This is a genomic window from Rhodococcus sp. P4_C10 (assembly GCF_056402135.1).
This window is the reverse complement of the sequence record NZ_JBFUHZ010000046.1, coordinates 1-16,080: the sequence shown is the minus strand read 5'-3', so window position 1 is coordinate 16,080 and position 16,080 is coordinate 1. Positions and strand designations below refer to the sequence as shown.

Annotated in this window: 18 protein-coding genes and 1 tRNA gene; 15 read left to right on the top strand and 4 right to left on the bottom strand. The window is 69.1% G+C overall.

The genetic code is table 11. The features are described 5' to 3' along the window. Positions 1 to 28 precede the first annotated feature (28 nt). From AC1DWC_RS22400 to AC1DWC_RS22365, 8 genes are all read left to right on the top strand, one after another. Entirely contained in the window at positions 29 to 1,429 is a 1,401-nt protein-coding gene (locus AC1DWC_RS22400; protein ID WP_083577603.1) for a HAMP domain-containing sensor histidine kinase, read from the top strand. A gap of 120 nt (positions 1,430 to 1,549) precedes the next feature. Next, a complete protein-coding gene (locus AC1DWC_RS22395; RefSeq protein ID WP_477911585.1) occupies positions 1,550 to 2,986 on the top strand; it encodes a S1C family serine protease in 1,437 nt (478 codons plus the stop codon). 53 nt (positions 2,987 to 3,039) lie between these two features. After that, the gene (locus AC1DWC_RS22390; RefSeq protein ID WP_174556753.1) at positions 3,040 to 3,537 is read left to right on the top strand and encodes a MogA/MoaB family molybdenum cofactor biosynthesis protein; all 498 of its coding nucleotides are present in this window, start codon (positions 3,040 to 3,042) and stop codon (positions 3,535 to 3,537) included. 3 nt (positions 3,538 to 3,540) lie between these two features. After that, a complete protein-coding gene (locus tag AC1DWC_RS22385; RefSeq protein WP_477837421.1) occupies positions 3,541 to 3,723 on the top strand; it encodes a hypothetical protein in 183 nt (60 codons plus the stop codon). Positions 3,724 to 4,192: 469 nt separating this feature from the next. Next, the gene (locus tag AC1DWC_RS22380; RefSeq protein WP_477836891.1) at positions 4,193 to 4,870 is read left to right on the top strand and encodes an MspA family porin; all 678 of its coding nucleotides are present in this window, start codon (positions 4,193 to 4,195) and stop codon (positions 4,868 to 4,870) included. 77 nt (positions 4,871 to 4,947) lie between these two features. After that, entirely contained in the window at positions 4,948 to 5,613 is a 666-nt protein-coding gene (locus AC1DWC_RS22375; protein ID WP_072847433.1) for an MspA family porin, read from the top strand. Between the two features lie 263 nt (positions 5,614 to 5,876). Continuing rightward, entirely contained in the window at positions 5,877 to 6,542 is a 666-nt protein-coding gene (locus AC1DWC_RS22370; RefSeq protein WP_477836890.1) for an MspA family porin, read from the top strand. 77 nt (positions 6,543 to 6,619) lie between these two features. Next, positions 6,620 to 7,297, top strand: coding sequence for an MspA family porin (locus AC1DWC_RS22365; RefSeq protein ID WP_477836888.1), 678 nt, complete (start codon positions 6,620 to 6,622; stop codon positions 7,295 to 7,297). Between the two features lie 99 nt (positions 7,298 to 7,396). Here AC1DWC_RS22365 and mscL read toward each other — a convergent pair whose 3' ends face one another. The 4 genes from mscL to AC1DWC_RS22345 all read right to left on the bottom strand — a co-directional run bounded on the left by mscL (position 7,397) and on the right by AC1DWC_RS22345 (position 9,634). After that, entirely contained in the window at positions 7,397 to 7,792 is a 396-nt protein-coding gene (gene mscL, locus AC1DWC_RS22360) for a large conductance mechanosensitive channel protein MscL (protein WP_477836886.1), read from the bottom strand. 95 nt (positions 7,793 to 7,887) lie between these two features. Further along, positions 7,888 to 8,559, bottom strand: a complete 672-nt coding sequence (locus tag AC1DWC_RS22355; RefSeq protein WP_477911583.1) for an SAF domain-containing protein — start codon at positions 8,557 to 8,559, stop codon at positions 7,888 to 7,890. Positions 8,560 to 8,646: 87 nt separating this feature from the next. Then, positions 8,647 to 8,949, bottom strand: a complete 303-nt coding sequence (locus AC1DWC_RS22350) for an FmdB family zinc ribbon protein (RefSeq protein WP_477836882.1) — start codon at positions 8,947 to 8,949, stop codon at positions 8,647 to 8,649. Positions 8,950 to 9,046: 97 nt separating this feature from the next. Continuing rightward, entirely contained in the window at positions 9,047 to 9,634 is a 588-nt protein-coding gene (locus AC1DWC_RS22345) for a 5-formyltetrahydrofolate cyclo-ligase (RefSeq protein WP_477911581.1), read from the bottom strand. Between the two features lie 101 nt (positions 9,635 to 9,735). On the opposite strand from AC1DWC_RS22345, the gene AC1DWC_RS22340 reads away from it, so the two are divergent. The 7 genes from AC1DWC_RS22340 to AC1DWC_RS22310 form a co-directional block, all read left to right on the top strand. Further along, entirely contained in the window at positions 9,736 to 10,656 is a 921-nt protein-coding gene (locus AC1DWC_RS22340) for a UTP--glucose-1-phosphate uridylyltransferase (RefSeq protein WP_477911579.1), read from the top strand. A gap of 23 nt (positions 10,657 to 10,679) precedes the next feature. Next, complete coding sequence (gene glp, locus AC1DWC_RS22335; RefSeq protein ID WP_477911577.1) at positions 10,680 to 11,939, top strand: molybdotransferase-like divisome protein Glp; 1,260 nt, start codon at positions 10,680 to 10,682, stop codon at positions 11,937 to 11,939. 50 nt (positions 11,940 to 11,989) lie between these two features. Further along, positions 11,990 to 12,601, top strand: a complete 612-nt coding sequence (locus AC1DWC_RS22330; protein ID WP_477837420.1) for a GNAT family N-acetyltransferase — start codon at positions 11,990 to 11,992, stop codon at positions 12,599 to 12,601. A 236-nt stretch (positions 12,602 to 12,837) separates the two neighbouring features. Next, positions 12,838 to 13,617 carry a divisome protein SepX/GlpR gene (gene sepX / locus AC1DWC_RS22325; protein WP_477911575.1) on the top strand — a complete coding sequence of 260 codons (780 nt, stop codon included), beginning with the start codon at positions 12,838 to 12,840 and terminating at the stop codon, positions 13,615 to 13,617. A gap of 3 nt (positions 13,618 to 13,620) precedes the next feature. Next, complete coding sequence (locus tag AC1DWC_RS22320; RefSeq protein ID WP_477911573.1) at positions 13,621 to 14,349, top strand: phosphoglycerate mutase family protein; 729 nt, start codon at positions 13,621 to 13,623, stop codon at positions 14,347 to 14,349. 68 nt (positions 14,350 to 14,417) lie between these two features. After that, positions 14,418 to 14,493, top strand: a tRNA-Ala gene (locus tag AC1DWC_RS22315). A 307-nt stretch (positions 14,494 to 14,800) separates the two neighbouring features. Next, a partial coding sequence (locus AC1DWC_RS22310) for an Ig-like domain-containing protein (RefSeq protein WP_477911571.1) occupies positions 14,801 to 16,080 on the top strand: 1,280 nt, incomplete at its 3' end.

Here is a 16,080-nt window from a genome sequence, read left to right as displayed (position 1 = left end):
GGTGGTCGAGCCGGACCCGGTGCCGCAGATGCGCCCGCCGATGCCGCTGACCCGGTCGGTGTCGCTGCGCTGGCGGGTGACCCTGCTGGCTGCCTCCGTGGTGGCAATTGCGGTGGCCGTCATGGCGATTGCTGCGTATGCCGTGGTGTCGCGGGCGTTGTACGCCGACGTCGACTCGCAGCTGCGCAGCCGTTCGGCCTCGCTGATCGACAACAATCTCGATGCCTTCGACTTCCGTCAGATCTCGATCGCAACGGTGTACTCCAAGGACATCAGCGTGGCGCTGATCTTCCCGGACATGACCGTCTACATGCCGCCGGGGTCGAACGCGCCCATCGGTGATGCCGAGATGTCCGTCGCCCGTGGCGAACACGAGTCCACCCTGCGTACCATCGGCGGCCAGCGGGTGCTGACGCAGAAGACCAACATCGGCAGCACCCTGGTGATCGCGCAGCGGCTGGCACCGACCGGGCAGGTGCTCGACCGGCTCGCCTGGGTGCTGTTCGTCGTCGGCGGCTGCGGGGTGATCCTGGCCGCGGGAGCGGGAATGGCGGTGGGACGTACCGGGTTACGTCCGATTGCCCGGCTAACCGCCGCGGCCGAGCGGGTGGCGCGCACCGACGACCTCACGCCGATCCCGGTGACCGGCAACGACGAACTGGCGCGGCTGACGGTCTCCTTCAACACGATGCTGCGTGCGCTGGCCGAGTCGCGGGACCGGCAGACCCGGCTGGTCGCGGACGCCGGGCACGAGCTCCGGACGCCCCTGACGTCGTTGCGCACCAACATGGAACTGCTCATCGCCTCCGGCAGACCCGGCGCCCCGCACATCCCGGACGAGGACATGGCGGAACTGCGGTCCGACGTGATCGCCCAGATCGAGGAGCTCTCCACCCTGGTCGGCGACCTGGTGGACCTGGCCCGCGAGGACGCGCCGGAGACCGTGCACGAGCGAATCGACCTGCGGGACACCGTGGAACGCTCGCTCGAGCGGGTCCGTCGTCGGCGAAACGAGGTCGACTTCGAGGCGGAGACCACCTCCTGGTTCGTCTACGGCGACGGCGCCGGCCTCGCGCGGGCGGTGCTCAACGTGCTCGACAACGCGGCCAAGTGGAGCCCGCCGGGGCAGGCGGTCCGGGTGCGGATGAGCCAGATCGACGACGGACACCTCGCGTTGACGGTTTCCGACGCGGGGCCCGGAATACCCGTCGAGGACCGGCAATTGGTGTTCGAGCGGTTCTACCGGTCCACCGACGCACGGTCCATGCCGGGCTCGGGGCTGGGGTTGGCGATCGTCCGGCAGATGATCGTCAAACACGGTGGCACGGTGGAGGTCGGGGAGTCCGAACGCGGCGGTGCGCTGGTTACGATCGTGCTACCCGGCGAGGCGGACTTCGAGCCGGGCGAACGCCCGGAGGGCGGGTTCTAGGGGAACTGACAGGACGGTCTCAGGCGCCTCTCAGTCCACCGGTGTTGGCTGGAGGGTAACGAGATCGAATCGCAGTCGCGCCTCACGAGGGTGCGGCAGGGGAGAACGGAAGACAGGCACATGAGCGACGACCGCAGCGGCCAGCACAACCAGGGGCAGGATTCGTCCTGGGCCCCGCATCCGTCCCACCAGGACCCGAACCAGCCGCAGCAGCCGGCCCCGCAGCCGACCACCGAGCACCTGACGACCCAGCACCCGACCGCCGCGCAGTCCCAGTACCCGGGCTACCAGCAGCAGGCGTACGGTCAGGCGCCGTACGGCGCCTACCAGCAGCAGGACGGCTACCGGCCCACCGAGCAGTACCCGACCGCGCCCGGCGGGTCCACCCCGACCGGACCGACGCCGAACGCCATGCCGACCGCGGTCGGTGCTCCCGGGCCGGCGAAGCCGAAGTCCGGGCGCACCGCCATCGTGGCAGGTGCGATCGCCCTGGCACTGGTCAGCGGTGGCATCGGCGGTGCCGTGGGTGCCTGGTCCGCCCAGGACGGCAACGGGTCCGGACCGGCGACCAACGCGCTCAGCGTGCCCAAGACCAACGCCACCCAGACCGCGAACGCGCCGGCCGGTTCGGTGCAGTCCGTCGCGCAGAAGGTGCTGCCCAGCGTGGTGCAGATCCAGGTCGTCGGATCCCGCGCCGAGGGCGAGGGGTCCGGTGTCGTCCTCTCGTCCGACGGGTTGATCCTGACCAACAACCACGTCGTGTCCGGGGCTGGCCCGGACGGCAAGCTGACCGTCGCCTTCTCGGACGGCACCACTGCCTCCGCGAAGCTGGTCGGCACCGACCCCACCTCCGACATCGCCGTGATCAAGGCCGACGGCAAGACCGATCTCACCCCGATCGAGCTGGGCGACTCGGAGAACCTGCAGGTCGGCCAGCAGGTGGTGGCGATCGGTTCCCCGCTCGGCCTGGCCGGCACCGTGACCACCGGCATCGTCTCGTCGCTGAACCGTCCCGTCTCGACCAGTGGCGAGTCCGGCAACCAGAACACCGTCATCGACGCCATCCAGACGGACGCCGCGATCAACCCGGGCAACTCGGGCGGTGCGCTGGTCGACATGGACGGCAGGCTGATCGGCATCAACACCGCGATCGCCTCCCTCGGCGGCGCCGCGGGCGGCCAGCAGGCCGGGTCGATCGGGCTCGGCTTCGCGATCCCCGTGGACCAGGCCCGACGCATCGCGGACGAGCTGACCAAGACCGGCAAGGCCACCCAGGCGATCGTCGGTGTCACGGTGTCCTCGCAGGACGCCTCGCACGGCGCCGGCGTGCAGGACGTGACCGCGGGCGGGCCGGCCGACAAGGCCGGCATCCCCAAGGGCACGGTGATCACCAAGGTCGACAACCGGATCATCGACAGCGGTGACGCGCTGATCGCGGCCATCCGCTCGCATGCCCCGGGCGACAAGGTGTCGATCACCTACACCGACCCCAACGGCAGCAACCCCAAGACGGTCGAGGCCACCCTCGGCGCGGCGCCCACGCAGGGCGGCCGCTGATGATTTACGGGCACGTCGGGTACCCGGCCGCGTCGGGCACTACCGTAGGGATCATGGAAATCGAATCCCCGCTGTCCGGCCGCGCGCTCGTGGTGATCGTCGATGACCGGGCGGCGCACGGCGAAAGCGCCGACTCGATCGGACCGCTGGTCACCGAGCTCCTCAGCGAGGCGGGCTTCCTCGTCGACGCCACCGTCGCGGTGTCCGCCGACGAGGTCGAGATCCGCAATGCGCTGAACACCGCGGTGATCGGAGGCGTCGACCTGGTCATCTCGGTCGGCGGCACCGGCGTCTCGCCCCGCGACGTGACCCCCGACGCGACGGCCGCCGTCCTCGACCGCGAGATCCCGGGAATCAGCGAGGCTTTGCGGTCCTCCGGGCTGGCCGCGGGCGCGCTCGATGCCGGGCTATCGCGCGGTCTGGTCGGGGTCTCCGGAAGTACCCTGGTGGTGAACCTGGCCTCCTCCCGCGCGGCCGTGCGGGACGGGATGGCCACGCTCACCCCGCTCGCCAGTCAGGTGATCGGTCAGCTCTCGGGGATCGAGGAGTAGGTCATCAGCGATCAGGCGCCTTCGCCGCGCCCCAGTCGGGACCCGATCGACCGGGCCCGGCTGGCGCGCATCTTCGGTGACGTCCTGCCCGAGACCACTCGTGACGAACGCCCCGACGGGTCGGCGCCGAACGACACCTCCGGTGACGAGTGGCTGCGCCGGCAGGTGCCCCCGCATCACGGCTGACCGCCCTCGGCGGACATGGTCGCCCGAACGAGCAGCCCGAATTGGCATGCCAAACGGAAAGTGAACGGCCGGTGAACTGAAATTCCCGCATTTTCGCGGGAAATGGCAGACACGCCCGGGCCGTCTGCATATTTTGTGAACAATGTCCGAATTGAGCCGCATTGCACCCCGGGTGTGATGCGGCTCACGGCATTCTCCGCAACATTATCTGTTGCCTTGCAGGTCAGCCGCAGTTACCTTCCTCCGCGAGTCCGCCCCCGAGGGGTCCGGCCGAGTCCGGGCAACCGTGTCTCGGCCGGGTTGAATTACCGGTCCTACTGATGATCACCCGCAGTTCATCGAGTGGTCATCAACATTGGTAATACTTCGCCGGGCTTCGTGGACCGCAGCCTCTCGGAAAAGCGGTTGCGTCCACACCTGGGCTCCGGAGGTCGGGGTCGAGACACTGCACTTCCTGTGAGGGGAACGAATGAGCGAGAACCGCAAGTCCGGCCTGCGCCGGGGTCGCGCTGCATACCTCGGTACCAGCGTCGGCGCCGCCGTGGTTGCGATCGGGCTGCTGTCCACGGGCGTTGCCGCTGCCGACACCTTCGTGCCGCTTCCCGACGGCTCCAAGGACGCCCCCGGTGTCGTGGTCACCCGCACCGGCGAGAGCGCCCTGATCTCGCCGTCGCTGGCCTCGAACGGCGCGGGCCGCACCGCGTGGGTCTCGGGCATCGTCACCGCCGACGTCACCGGAATCACCAAGGAGACCGAGGCCGGCCCGACCAACGGCGCGAAGGGCGACGCCGGCACCAACAACTCCTCCACTCACGGTGTCTCCCGGATCAACACCGGCTACATCGTCGGCTGCCAGGTCGACATCACCGGCCTCAGCGGCTCGTTCGGCGGCGGCATCAGCCTCGACGGTCCCTCGATGTCCGGGTCGCTGTCGATCCCGGTCTCCGCGGGCCAGGTCAAGTTCGTCAACGTCGTGGGCAAGGACCTCAAGAAGAACGGCAAGTTCTCGGTCGAGTACCAGGACACCCAGCTCGAGGTGCAGAACTGCGGCGGCTACGCCCAGGCCCGGGCGTACACGGTTGTCGAGATCGTCGGCGACAACTACTCCAAGACCACCCTGTACGGCCAGCCGTTCAGCGTCGGCTGACCCGGCTCGACGCCCTTCTTCTCTGACTTGCCCATCCTCTCTCCGTTAGCGAGAGAACTACCCGCACAGGGGAATTCATGAACATCAGCAAGAATGGCCTGCGCCTCGCGGCGGTCGGTGCCGCCGCTACCGTCGCCGTCGGCTTCTTCTCGGCAGGTGCCGCCAACGCGGACGCCCTCGTTCCGTTGCCGGACGGCTCGACCTCCAGGACCCTGGTCGACGGCACCGTCGTCACCGTCACCCGCACGGGCGAGTCCGCGACCGTCTCGCCGTCGATGGGAGCGACCCCGCTGCACCGCAACGTGTGGGTCTCCGGCTCCACCAAGGTCGAGCTGTCCGGACCCAACGCCGACGGCGGCAAGATCGAGCCCGGCTACGTCGTCGCCTGCCAGGCGAGCCTCGGCGGCAAGGCCACCGGCGACACCGGCATCGGTTCCAACTGGGACGGTTCCAAGACGTCGCAGTCCGCAAAGGAAGCCGGCACCGTCTCCCTCGGACCGGGGCAGGCCGTGAACTACCGGATCCTCGACCTCGAGAAGGCCGACGAGTTCGGCAGCGAGTCGCACACCGGCGCGAACTCCTTCAAGGGCAAGAGTGGCAGCGTGACCTGGGCCGACTCCACCATGGCGGTCAACGGTTGCGCCGGCTACGCCCAGGCGCGCTCCTACGTGAAGGTCACCGCCAACACGAAGAACGTGAGCAGCGTCGTCACCCTGTGGGGGCAGCCCTTCAGCATCGGCTGACCGCGCCGCACAGACCGGGCCGGGGATCGACGCAGACGCGTCGGTCCCCGGCCCTTTTCCTTTGGTCGTCAGGTGTGCGGGCTGTTACGTGGCGTGGTGTCGCGTAAACGCCGCAGTGCTCACGGTTAAGGATCTGTAAAGGAGAGCTCGCGCCCCTTACGGCAGACAAAACCTCCCCCCTAGCTTGTGCAGGGCAAGCAAGCGAACCCCGATCCCGCCACCGCCGTCGGGACCGGGGTTGCTCGAACCTGTGAGGGGAACGAATGAGTGTGATCGGGAAGTCCAGTCCGCGTGGGGTTCGGGTGGTCGGTGTGGGTGCCGCGGTTTTGGTGCTCGGTGTGCTGTCGGTGGGCGTCGCGCAGGCGGACACATTCGTGCCGTTGCCGGACGGGTCGAAGGCGGGGCCGGGGGTGACGGTGTCGCGGACCGGTGAGAGCGCGGTGATCTCGCCGTCGTTGGCCGCCAACGGTGCCGGCCGGGCGGCGTGGGTGTCGGGGACGGTGACGGCGGACGTGTCCGGGGTCTCGGGTGAGGGTGAGGCGGGTCCGAGCAACGGTGCGGCGGGTGCGCCGGGGACGAACAACTCGTCCACGCATGGGGTTTCGCGGATCAGTACCGGATACATCGTGGGGTGTCAGGTGGACATCACCGGTCTCGGTGGCTCGATCGGCGGGGGCATCAGTCTGGACGGGCCTTCGATGTCGGGGTCGTTGACCGTGCCGGTGTCGGCGGGGCAGGTGAAGTTCGTCAACGTCGTGGGCAAGGACATCAAGAAGAACGGCAAGTACTCGGTCGAGTACCAGGACACGCAGCTCGAGGTGCAGAACTGCGGCGGGTACGCGCAGGCGCGGTCGTACACGGTGGTCGAGGTCGTGGGTGACAACTACTCGAAGACGACGTTGTACGGCCAGCCGTTCAGCCTCGGCTGACCAGTCGTTCCTTCTATCTCGTTCACCGTTCCTTCGTCCCGCCCGTGGGTGGGATGTTCTTCCGCAGAGGAGTTTTCATGAGTTTCAGTGGTGTGGGCCTGCGTCGCGGGCTGCAGGTGGCGTCGGTCGGATCGGTGGCCGCGGTGGCGGTCGGGTTCTTGTCGGTGGGTGCGGCGAGTGCGGACACGTTTGTGCCGTTGCCGGACGGGTCGGTGACCAGGACGTTGGCGGACGGGACGGTGGTGACAGTGACCCGGACCGGGGAGTCGGCGACGGTGTCGCCGTCGATGGGGGCGACGCCGTTGCATCGCAATGTGTGGGTGTCGGGGTCGGCGCGAGTGGAGTTGTCGGGGCCGAACGCGGAGGGTGGGGACATCGAGCCCGGCTACGTGGTGGGGTGTCAATTGGCGCTCGGCGGTGAGGTCGGCGCGGAGTCGGGGATGGAGTCGGACTGGGCGGGCGAGGCGCCGGGTCAGTCGGCGGCAGGTGAGGCGGGGGTGTCGATCGGCCCGGGGCAGGCGGAGTCGTTCTCGGTGTTGGATCTGGAGTCGGCGGACGATTTCGGCGGGGAGTCGCATTCGGGGTCGAACTCGTTCTCGGGTACCTCGGGTTCGGTGACGTGGGCGGATTCGACGATGGCGGTGAACGGGTGTGCGGGGTATGCGCAGGCTCGGTCTTTCGTGAATGTGACGGTGGAGACGTCGAGTGTGTCGAGCACGGTGACGTTGTGGGGGCAGCCGTTCAGTATCGGCTGACGAACCGGGGCAAGGCCGGGAAGCGGTCGCAGGGATCGAACGCCGCTGGGCCCGTACCGAATTCGGTACGGGCCCAGCACGGTCTCTGTGCGCAGGAACTCAGGCAGGGTCGCGGCGCGCGCTCTCGGCGAGCAGGTCGCGGATCTCGGTGAGCAGTTCGACGTCGGTGATGGCGGCGGCTTCCTCGACCGTGAACCGCTTCTTGGCGTGGGTGTACGGCACGATCAGGATGAAGTACACGACGGCGGCGATGATGACGAAGTTGATCGCGGCGGTGATCACCGCCCCGATGTTCACGAAGGTCTCGGCATTGCCGGAGATGATCTCGAAGCCGAAGCCCATCTCCTCCGAGCCGCCGAGGGCCGCGACGAGCGGGTTGACGATGTTCTCGGTGAACGCGGTGACGATCGCGGTGAATGCAGCGCCGACGACGACGGCGACGGCGAGGTCGAGCACGCTCCCGCGGAGCAGGAAGTCCTTGAAGCCCTTGAGCATGGATGTCTCCGTTTCGTACTGGCGCCGGACGCGCGACTTTCGGTGAAAGGCTAAGGACTTCCGCCACGGCAGGGCAAGGCAGACACGCGGTGTGCTCAGTGGAAGGTCACGGCGAGGGCGCTCGAAAGCGAGGCCGCGGCCACCGTGGTCGCCGCGGTCGCGGGCAGCGCCAGCATCACCACGCGCTCGCGGGGGTTGCGGCCGGAATCCTTGGGGGACAACAGGACCACGGTCGCCGAGGCCGCCAAGACCCGGGCATCGGGTGACTGTTCGCCGGCCACCGTCAGCACGTCCACCCGGTCGCCCTCGCGCAGCAGGTCGGCGACCTGGGGGTCGGCGAGGCGGATGGGGACGACCCGCGCATCGGGCACTCCGGCCGCAGCGGCGACGAGCCGGGGGCCGAGGATGCGGACATCGGTGACCGGTTCGCCCGCACGGGCGGGTCCGGCGAGGGTGTGGCCGGTGGCCTCGTCGACCCGGCGCAGGGCGCCCGCCGGGACGGCGCCGGCGCTCAGCGGGGTCAGCCGCAGGTCGTCGGGGCGCAGCACCGTGCCGGGGGAGAGGTCGCGGGCGGTGGCCACCACCTGCACCTGGTCGCCGGCCGGGTGGCCACGGACGAGCAGCGCCACGGCGACCGCGGTCAGCGCGGCGGCCGCGACCCGTCGGGCCATGGTGGTGCGCGCTCGGCTCGGCCTGGCCAGTGCGGCAAGCCGGTCGACCAGGGTGGGACTCAGACGGTCGCGACGGGTCTCGGATGCGCGGTCCATGGACTCACGCTACGGGCGCACCGGGGCCCGGACGGTGCCGCCGGAGCCTTCCTGTGGATGGATCCGGCGGCTGTGGAGAACCGGGAACTAGCTGGCAGCGGCGGTGCTGGCGGCGGCAGGCGCGGCAGCGGGGGCGCTGGTGGACGAGGAATCGGACTTCGTCGCGGACGAGTCGGACTTGGTGGATGCGGCCTCGCTCGCGGTGGTGGAGCCGCCGCGGCTGTCGGTGCGGTAGAAGCCGCTGCCCTTGAACACGATGCCCACCGAGTTGAACAGCTTGCGCAGCTTGCCGGAGCACTCCGAGCACACGGTCAGGCTGTCGTCCGTAAACGACTGCACGATGTCGAATCGGTTGCTGCACTCGGTACAGGCATAGGAGTAGGTCGGCACTGAAGGTTCCTCCGCACGGGGTACACAGGCCTGCCGTAGTGATACCGCAGGCATTGGCACTTTACAGTCAGCAGTGCCAACGCCGCTAATCAGCTTCCTATTCCCCCGGGCCGGGCGGGCGGCCCAACGGCTGCAGTCCGCCGATGGGGGTCAGCGCCCAACCCATGCGGACGTCGTGCGGGTCCTCGGGCAGGACGTCGACCAGTTCGCGGTCGCGCACCACCGCCACCAGGCGGGCACCGGCGTCGGCCAGTCCGAGGGTGCGGTCGTAGAACCCGGCGCCGCGTCCGAGTCGCACCCCGCCGCGGTCGACGGCCAGGGCGGGCACCAGGACCACGGAGGCGTCCGACACCGCCTCCGGGGGCAGATGCGGCGTCGCCGGCTCGCGCAGCCCGAACGCCGCGGGCACCAGCGCGTCCAGAGACTCGAACACGGCCCAGTGCAGGGGCCCGGGGTCCCGGGCGATCGGAAGCAGCACCCGCAGGCCCGCGTCGCGCAGCGTGACCAGCAGGTCCGTCGACCCGGGTTCGGTGCCGACCGGGACATAGGCGCAGACCGTGCCCGACGCGGCCAGCGTGCGGGCCGCGACGGCCAGCGCCGCGGCCTCCGCGGCACGCACCGTGGTGTCGAGCGCGCGGCGTTCGGCGAGGATCCGCTCGCGCCACTGGTTCTTGGTCACCGTCATAGTTCCTGTCTCCGAGTGCACCTACGGTGCCCGAGGCGGTGGACACCGCTCTGGCAACCCTAGAATCTCGTGCGCACGGACGAGGTAGATAGGGTGTGCGCATGACACAGGGCGGGACCAACGAGACACGGCACTTCCGCACGGCGGTGGTGCCCGCGGCAGGCTTGGGGACCAGGTTCCTTCCTGCAACCAAGACGGTACCCAAGGAGTTGCTCCCGGTCGTGGACACTCCGGGCATCGAACTGGTCGCGGGTGAGGCCGCCGATTCCGGCGCATCGCGCCTGGTCATCGTCACCTCGGAGGGCAAGGACGGCGTCGTCGCGCACTTCGTCGAGGACCTGGTGCTCGAGAGCAAGCTGATGGCCAGCGGCAAGTCGCACCTGCTCGAGAAGGTGCGCAAGGCGCAGGGCCTGATCGAGGTGGAATCCGTCGTCCAGGACGAGCCGCTCGGCCTCGGGCACGCGGTGTCCTGTGTCGAGTCGGTGCTCGACGACGACGAGGACGCCATTGCGGTGCTGCTCCCGGACGACCTGGTGATGCCTCGCGGTGTGCTCGACACCATGGCCCGGGTGCGCGCCAAGCGGGGCGGCAGCGTCCTGTGCGCGATCGACGTGCCCAAGGACCAGGTGAGTGCCTACGGCGTCTTCGAGGTCGAGGACCTCCCGGATGCGGTCAACCCGGACGTGCTCAAGGTGACCGGGATGGTCGAGAAGCCGAAGGTCGAGGACGCGCCGTCCACCTTCGCGGCGGCCGGACGCTATCTGCTGGATCGGGCGATCTTCGACGCGTTGCGACGGATCACCCCGGGACAGGGAGGCGAGCTGCAGCTGACCGACGCGATCGCGTTGCTGATCGCCGAGGGCCATCCCGTGCACGTGGTGGTGCACCGCGGTTCGAGACACGACCTCGGAAATCCCGGAGGCTACCTGCGCGCTGCGGTTGACTTTGCGCTCGACAGTGAAGAATACGGACCGTCGCTGCGTGAATGGCTCACCCAGAGATTGCAGCAGACGGGACAGTAGTGGGGTCGGGAGGCAGTGACTACATGCGCTCGGTTGAGGAGCAGCAGACCAGGGTGACCGCCGCCGCGGTTGCGCCCCGGCCGGTGCGTGTCGCGATCTCCGAGGCGCAGGGCTTGCTCTGCGCGGAGGAGGTGGTCACCGAGCGGCCCCTTCCAGGATTCGACCAGGCGGCCATCGACGGCTACGCGGTGCGGGGCGTCGACGTCGCGACCGCAGGCACCGATCTGCGCAGCGAGGACGGCGAGCCGGCCGACCTGACACTGCCGGTGGTCGGCGAGGTGTCCGCCGGATCCCGTCAGCCGACGCGCCTGCAGCCCCGGCAGGCCGTGCGGGTCGACACCGGCGCGCCGATGCCCACCCTCGCGGACGCGGTGCTGCCCCTGGACCGCACGGACGGCGGCCTCCACCGCGTCAAGGTGCTGGCGCCGGTACGGTCCGGCGACTACGTCCGCAGGATCGGCGACGACGTCCAACCCGGCGACGTCGCGGTCCGGGCCGGCACCATCATCGGCGCGGCCCAGGTGGGGCTGCTTGCCGCGGTCGGCCGCGACAAGGTGTTGGTGCACCCCCGCCCGCGGCTGTCGGTGATCTCGGTCGGCGGCGAGCTGGTGGACGTCGACCGCACCCCCGGGCCGGGCCAGGTGTACGACGTGAACTCCTACGCTCTGGCCGCGGCCGCGCGGGATGCGGGCGCCGACGTGAACCGCGTCGGGATCTCCGGATCTGACCCGGGACGGCTCCGTGAGGTGGTCGAGGGGCAGCTGATCCGCTCCGAGATCGTCGTCATCGCCGGCGCGGTCGGCGGCGGGGCGTCCGACCAGGTTCGTGATGCGCTGAGCGAACTGGGCGACCTCGAGGTCGAGCGGGTGGCCATGCATCCGGGGTCGGTGCAGGGCTTCGGCCAGCTCGGCCGTGACGCGGTGCCGACCTTCCTGCTGCCGTCGAACCCGGTCAGTGCGCTCGTGGTGTTCGAGGTGATGGTGCGGCCGCTGATCCGGATCGCGCTGGGCCGTCGGCAGCCGATGCGCCGGGTCGTCACCGCGCGGACCGTCTCGCCGATCACCTCGATCAAGAACCGCAAGGGCTTCCTGCGCGGGCAGTTGATGCGCGACGAGTCGACCGGGGAGTACCTGGTGCAGGCGCTCGGCGGCGCGCCGGGCGCGTCCTCACACCTGCTGGCCACTCTCGCCGAGGCGAACTGCCTCGTCCTGATCGACCCGGACACCACGGAGGTCAGGACCGGGGACGAGGTCGACGTGGCTTTCCTCGCTCAACGGGGCTGAGGCACGTGACGAACTCGCTGCGGCGGTACTCCGTCCATCCGGGCTGGCCCATGGCGCTCGGACCGCTCGTCGTGCCCGCCGGTCGGGTGACGCTGCGGCCGATCCGTCTGCGCGATGCCTCGGCCTGGAGTCGGATCCGGACCCGCGACCAGGGCCACCTCGAGCCGTGGGAACCGACCGGCGAGGGGCCGTGGGACGCGCGGCACCACATCGCCAACTGGCCCGGACTGTGCTCGTCGTTGCGCTCCGAGGCACGCAAAGGCCGGATGCTGCCCATGGTGATCGAGCTCGACGGCAAGTTCTGCGGGCAGATCACGATCGGCAACGTCATGCGTGGCGCCCTGCGCTCGGCGTGGATCGGCTACTGGGTGACCCGGGAGGTGGGGGGCCAGGGCGTCGCGACGGCGGCGCTGGCGCTGGGCCTGGACCACGCGTTCGGCCCGGTGGGCCTGCACCGGGTCGAGGCCACAGTTCGCCCCGAGAACCATGCCAGTCAGGCCGTGCTCCGCAACGTCGGTTTCCGCGAAGAGGGCCTGCTGCGGCGATACCTCGACGTGGACCACGAGTGGCGGGACCACCTGCTTGTCGCGATGACGATCGAAGAGGTCGAGGGCACGGTCGCCGACCGGCTGGTTCACGCGGGCAAGGCGGCCTGGGGCTGAGCCCTCGCCCCGAGTCACCAATTTCGCCGGCCGTGGTCCCCGTGCTGACCGGCCCGTTCACCCCCCTGGCTACTTTCTCGCTACCCGGTGTGCGGGACTGCGGCAGTAGTGACTAATGTGACAAGAGGGAAAGGTGAGTCGGCGCGTCTACGGGCAACTTTGCGTCGGCACAACTAGCCTGACAAGACCAACTGGGTCAAATGTGCTGGTAGATGACTTGGAGGGAGGTCGCCGGTATGCCGAGCTCGTTTGTGTGGATCGCGCTGGTCGTGATGTGGCTGTTCGTGCTGCTTCCCATGCAGGTCAAGCGTCGGCCCCGGATCCGGCAGACCACAGACGCGGCACTCGCGACGCGAGTGCTCGACCGCGACCAACTCGCCCGCCAGAACAAGCGTGGCCCCGCGGCCGGACATCGGAGCGACCCGAACTGGGTCAGCGACCCCAACCGCCCCATGCATGCGGAGGACTGGATGGACGCCCACGCACAAACCGACGCGACTCTCGACGAGCGGTACCGCTCGGAGTCGGAGTACGACGAACCCGGAGACGCCCGCGAGTTCGTGCCGATGCGCCGCGGTCGCGGTGGTTTCGACCCCGAGGCCGACGCCATCGCCCGTGCGGCCCGGTACGCGTTCCGCCAGCGTGCCCTGCTGCTCCTGGTGCTCACCGCGATCATGTCGGCGGCCCTGGGAATCGTCATCTCCGCGACCCTGTGGTGGGCCTGTGCTGCCGCGGTCGCGGGGATCGGCGGATACCTGGCGTACCTGCGCCGGCAGGTGCAGATCGAGCAGGAGATCCGTCGCCGCCGCATGGCCCGGCTCGGTCGCTCCCGGCTCGGCGTCGAGTCCCGCGAGGACGAGGAGTTGCGCCTCATCCCGGCGCGGCTGCGTCGGCCCGGTGCGGTGGTGCTCGAGGTCGACGACGGGGACCCGGCCTTCGACCACCTCGACTACTACGACGTCGACATTCTCGAGGACGGCGCGCGGCAGGAGATGCGCCGAGTCGTCGGGCAGTAGCCCGTGTCGGCCGCGGAGTCGGATGCCGCGCCCGAGCGGATCGTGTTGCTTCGCCACGGCGAGTCGGAGGCGAACGTCGACCCGTCGATCTACGAGCGGGTCCCGGACTACCGGATCCCGCTGACCGCGCGCGGTGTCGCCCAGGCGCGTGAGGCCGGCGAGCGGCTCCGCGAGCAGTTCGGTGGCCGGAAAGTCTGCGTGTACGTCTCGCCGTACCTGCGAGCGCACCAGACCCTCGAGGCGCTCGGCATCGACGACCTGATCGATCGTCAGATCGAGGAGCCGCGGCTACGTGAACAGGACTGGGCCAACTACCAGGACCCTCGGGCGATCGCTCGGCAGACCGAGTTGCGGAACACCTACGGTCACTTCTTCTACCGGTTCGCCGAGGGTGAGTCCGGCGCGGACGTGTTCGACCGGGTGAGCACGTTCCTGGAGACGCTGTACCGGCACTTCGCCAAGCCCGGGTATCCGCCGAACACCTTGGTGGTGACCCACGGCCTCACCATGCGCCTGTTCTGCATGCGGTGGTTCCACTGGTCGGTCGAGTACTTCGAGTCCCTGGAGAACCCGGGTAACGCCGAGACTCGGTCGTTGGTCCGCGAACCGGATGGCCGGTTCTCGCTCGAGCACCCGTTCGGGCAATGGCGGAGTACGGCTGAGGGGTACACGGTCCTGCACACCACCGCGGCGTCCGGGTCGGCCCAGCCTGGCGTCGCAAACCCCGCCTGACCGGCCGATTTTTTTCTTGGGGCAAGCTCCTGCTACAGTTGCCGAGCGCTCTTCCGGGAGCGTGGTTAGGGGCTGTGGCGCAGTTGGTAGCGCGCTTCGTTCGCATCGAAGAGGTCAGGGGTTCGATTCCCCTCAGCTCCACCAAGTTCATCTGATCTACGACGCCATCCGCGCTGCGGGTGGCGTCTTTTTTGTTCCCGCACCGGCGCGAAGGTTCGCAGACGCACGGGTCCGGGCGATTTGTGCGGCGGTGTCGGAAATCGCCAGTGATTTGCCGAACATTCGCCCAACTTGCGTTCGAAAGCGCCATTGAAGATTCAAACGATGTGCTCTACTCCAGATCGACTCGACCATGTGGGCACCGTCTCGGTGTAGCTGCGTGTGTGTCGGAGAGAACTGAAGAGGAGCGGGGCGGCGGTCAGCTGCCCCGCTTCGTTGTGGAGAGGAATCTATGTCTGTAGGAAACACCCGTCGGGTGATCGGTGGTGTGAGCGCATTCGCCGTGGCAGCGGGGTTCGCCGTCACCGCCGGCGTCGGCGTGGCAGGTGCGGCGCCGGGCTCGATCACCTGGACCGACGGCAACAGCAAGTTCACCCGCACGATCAGCGACGTCACGCCGGGCGAAGGCGACATCATCACGTCGTCGACGAAGTTCGAGCGGACTGGAGGCGTCGGAGAGTACGTCCAGGCCGTCAAGGTCTTCCGCCCGTCGTGCATGACATACGTGGACGGCTCGGCGAAGATGAACGGCTCGGTCATCGGTCTCGAGAGCCAGGCGGCGGACTACACGAGGGTCACGGGCAGCTGGCCGGTCGGCGCGCTGATAGGCGGGACCCCGAGAACCTTCGAGTTCTCGTACAAGGTCGGCGCGAACTGCGACCGCGATGTCGCACTGAACACGGGTATGGACTACAGCGGCTCGCTGGGTAGCGGTGGCTACTCCACCAAGGGTCCGACGATTTCGGTGCGCAAGAACGTCTCGACCACGGCGTTGGCGGCGGTGCCGGCGGGTGTGAAGGTGGGCCAGTCGGTTCCGCTGAGCGCGACGGTCACCGGTGGTGTCGACGGCAACATCGTCGAGTTCTACGACGGGACCACCAAGCTCGGTCAGGGGCCGCTTGCGGCCGGCAAGGCGACGTTCGCGTGGACGCCTGCCGCCGCCGGTGGTCACAGTCTGACGGCGAAATTCCTGGGCACGGCGAAGGCCAACGAGTCGGTCTCGGCGGCGCAGAACGTGCCGGTCACCCCGGTGGACGTCGTCACGACGACTGCGGTGTCCGGTCCGGCCACCGCGGTTGCCGGTGCGGACGTGGTCCTGAACGTGCAGGTTTCGCCGGCCCCCAACGGTGGCACGGTGCAGTTCAAGGACGGCGCCACCAACATCGGTGGTCCGGTCACGCTCGGTGCGGACGGCAAGGGGTCGATCACGCAGAAGTTCGCGGCGGCGGGTGATCGCAGCATCACCGCGGTGTACTCGGGTGCCGGTGAGTTCCTGACCTCGACGTCGGCGGCGCACACTGTCGCGGTGTCGCCGGCGGATGTCGCGACCACCACGGTCGTGTCGGGTCCGGCTTCCGCGGTGGCGGGTGCGGATGTGGTTCTGAACGTGCAGGTTTCGCCGGTTCCGGCTGGTGGCACGGTGCAGTTCAAGAATGGCGCCGAGAACCTGGGTGGCCCGGTCACTCTCGATTCCGAGGGCAAGGGCAGCATCACGCAGGCCCTGGCCAAGGG

Bases quoted from the DNA above. Each gene is read 5' to 3' on its own strand.
- glp (WP_477911577.1), top strand. From the start codon at position 10,680: ATGCGCTCGGTTGAGGAGCAGCAGACCAGGGTGACCGCCGCCGCGGTT.
- sepX (WP_477911575.1), top strand. From the start codon at position 12,838: ATGCCGAGCTCGTTTGTGTGGATCGCGCTGGTCGTGATGTGGCTGTTC.
- AC1DWC_RS22375 (WP_072847433.1), top strand. From the start codon at position 4,948: ATGAACATCAGCAAGAATGGCCTGCGCCTCGCGGCGGTCGGTGCCGCC.
- AC1DWC_RS22330 (WP_477837420.1), top strand. From the start codon at position 11,990: ATGGCGCTCGGACCGCTCGTCGTGCCCGCCGGTCGGGTGACGCTGCGG.
- mscL (WP_477836886.1), bottom strand. From the start codon at position 7,792: ATGCTCAAGGGCTTCAAGGACTTCCTGCTCCGCGGGAGCGTGCTCGAC.
- AC1DWC_RS22400 (WP_083577603.1), top strand. From the start codon at position 29: ATGCGCCCGCCGATGCCGCTGACCCGGTCGGTGTCGCTGCGCTGGCGG.
- AC1DWC_RS22345 (WP_477911581.1), bottom strand. From the start codon at position 9,634: ATGACGGTGACCAAGAACCAGTGGCGCGAGCGGATCCTCGCCGAACGC.
- AC1DWC_RS22390 (WP_174556753.1), top strand. From the start codon at position 3,040: ATGGAAATCGAATCCCCGCTGTCCGGCCGCGCGCTCGTGGTGATCGTC.
- AC1DWC_RS22380 (WP_477836891.1), top strand. From the start codon at position 4,193: ATGAGCGAGAACCGCAAGTCCGGCCTGCGCCGGGGTCGCGCTGCATAC.
- AC1DWC_RS22355 (WP_477911583.1), bottom strand. From the start codon at position 8,559: ATGGACCGCGCATCCGAGACCCGTCGCGACCGTCTGAGTCCCACCCTG.
- AC1DWC_RS22340 (WP_477911579.1), top strand. From the start codon at position 9,736: ATGACACAGGGCGGGACCAACGAGACACGGCACTTCCGCACGGCGGTG.
- AC1DWC_RS22370 (WP_477836890.1), top strand. From the start codon at position 5,877: ATGAGTGTGATCGGGAAGTCCAGTCCGCGTGGGGTTCGGGTGGTCGGT.
- AC1DWC_RS22395 (WP_477911585.1), top strand. From the start codon at position 1,550: ATGAGCGACGACCGCAGCGGCCAGCACAACCAGGGGCAGGATTCGTCC.
- AC1DWC_RS22365 (WP_477836888.1), top strand. From the start codon at position 6,620: ATGAGTTTCAGTGGTGTGGGCCTGCGTCGCGGGCTGCAGGTGGCGTCG.